This is a genomic window from Candidatus Eisenbacteria bacterium (assembly GCA_016867495.1).
In the GTDB taxonomy this organism is placed as follows: Bacteria; Eisenbacteria; RBG-16-71-46; order CAIMUX01; family VGJL01; genus VGJL01.
On record VGJL01000335.1, the window covers coordinates 1 to 1,923 of the forward strand.

General features: G+C 67.0%; 3 protein-coding genes. All 3 read right to left on the bottom strand.

All coding sequences use genetic code 11. The features are described from left to right. Positions 1–713 (bottom strand): hypothetical protein (locus FJY88_14010; GenBank protein ID MBM3288441.1); only part of this gene is annotated, 713 nt, incomplete at its 3' end. Then, on the bottom strand, positions 608–1,255 hold the full coding sequence (locus tag FJY88_14015; GenBank protein ID MBM3288442.1) for a cupin domain-containing protein: 648 nt from the start codon (positions 1,253–1,255) through the stop codon (positions 608–610). The genes FJY88_14010 and FJY88_14015, both read right to left, overlap by 106 nt. Further along, on the bottom strand, positions 1,035–1,913 hold the full coding sequence (locus FJY88_14020; protein ID MBM3288443.1) for a phosphodiester glycosidase family protein: 879 nt from the start codon (positions 1,911–1,913) through the stop codon (positions 1,035–1,037). Before FJY88_14020 ends, FJY88_14015 begins: the two co-directional genes overlap by 221 nt. Between the last annotated feature and the right edge of the window lie 10 nt (positions 1,914–1,923).

A 1,923-nucleotide genomic window follows, 5' to 3' on the forward strand; every position in this document is an offset into this window, starting at 1 on the left:
CCGCTCCCCTGCGCGACCAGGACGTGCTGGAGAAAGTCGCCGAATCCTCTCGAGCGAGCGCATCGCCGGGCCAGGGCGAGGAGGTTGAGCGGCGCCGCATTCTCCTCTCCCTCGCGCCCCGCCCTCGACTCCGCGAGGCTTCCATGGAAGAGCGTTGCCTCTTCGAGCCGCTCGACCCCTGACACGCGCATGCGCCGCTCTCCGTGGTAGGCCCCTCCTCCCCTCGCGGCGGTCCACCGCGACCCGAGGGCCGGTGCCGAGACGAGGCCCGCCACGATCTCCTCGCCGACCTCGATCGCCATGAGGGTCGCAAAGATCGGGATGCGCCGCGCGAAGTTCGCGGTGCCGTCGATCGGATCCAGGATCAGTCGCGCCACGCCGGCGCCAGGACTGATCCCCCGCTCCTCGCCGTAGACGCCAAGCTCCGGATGGCGCGCCTGGACCAGCGACCGGATCGCTTCCTCGATTTCCTCATCGGCCGCCGTGACGGGCGTCCGATCAGGTTTCTCCCGAACCGGGAGCGACGGCGCTCCAAACCAGCGGAGGGAGATCTCGTCCGCGCGATTCGCGAGATCATTGAGAAACGGAAGCCACCCCGGCTCCTTCGTCACGTCCTCGCGCCTCCCGGGCGGTTCCCGGCGAGCTTGGCGAGGAAGTCCTCGCGGCCGGGACAGAAGATGTCCACCATGATGAATGGCTCGTCGCCCAGGCACGCCGCGCTGTGGGGAACATCGCTCGGGAAGCGCGCGAAATCCCCTTGCCGCACGGCCTTCTCCTCGTCGCCGACGCGCATGAGCGCCTGTCCGCTGTAGACCACCCCGATCTGTTCGTGGGAGTGCGCGTGCGTCGGCACGGCGCATCCTGGGAGAATCGTGGTGAGAACCATCATCATCTTCTCGCCGGCCAGGCCGGTGATGATCCTGGTCTCGACGCCCGGCATCTGCGCGATCTTCGGCGCAGCCTCCGGGTCGGGGAAGAAGCCTCCTGCCGCATCGCTCATCTCAAACACCTCCTGTCGTGCCCGCGAGGCGCCCTCATCTGCTTCCTTGAATCCCCGCTCCGCGCGGGGCGATTCCGATGACAAACGGGATCCTCCATGCCGTCTCGATCCAACCCTTCTCGAAGAAACCGGTCTCATACCCTCCCAGGATCTCCAGCGAAGTGCCGCCGATCCCCACATAGAGCTGCGCTTCTGGCCCACCCTCGAGATGCTGCGCGCACACCAGGTCGATCGGGAAACCGAGGAGGATCTCATTCAGGTCGTGCATCGAGAAGGGCGCGCGGGAGAGGATCAGGAGCGGGCGCCCGGACGCGTCTTCACCCAGCGCGGCCTCGCTCCACTTTCGAGGTTGCTGCGCCCACCGATTGACACCCGGCCGTTTCACGAGTCTCAGATTCTGGACCACGTCAGCGTACTCCCGCCCGATCCGCTCCAGCGTCACTCCGGGCTCATCGAGATCGAAGATCCGGAACGGGGACAGGCCGGGCAGCTTGGGCTTGAAGGCCGCTACCGACTGGTACTCGTTGACGCGGGGGTTGTTCAGATGCTCCCCCGACCTCATGTATCCGACATGTGTAAGATAGTCGATATCGAACATCCCGGCGTTGATCGCCGCGACGAGACCCCTCCGCTCGCACCACTCCCGCGCGGTGTGGTTGACTGCCGAGTCCTCCTCGCTCGCGCAACAGATCCTCAGCTCCCAAGCTTGGGGATCGACGCGGAGGATCACGATCTCCGACTCTTCGCCCGGCCGTCCGGAGGAGACGGAGAACCGGCCGAGATCGAGCCCCGGAGCAAGGCTCTCCCACGGGCCGTCGGCCGCCCGCGTGAAAGAGGCGAGGGCGGTGACGAGCGCCGAGAAGAGCGCGATGGCGATGAGGTGTCGGAGCGCCGCGGATCCGCTGGGCCTCACGAAGCCGCCT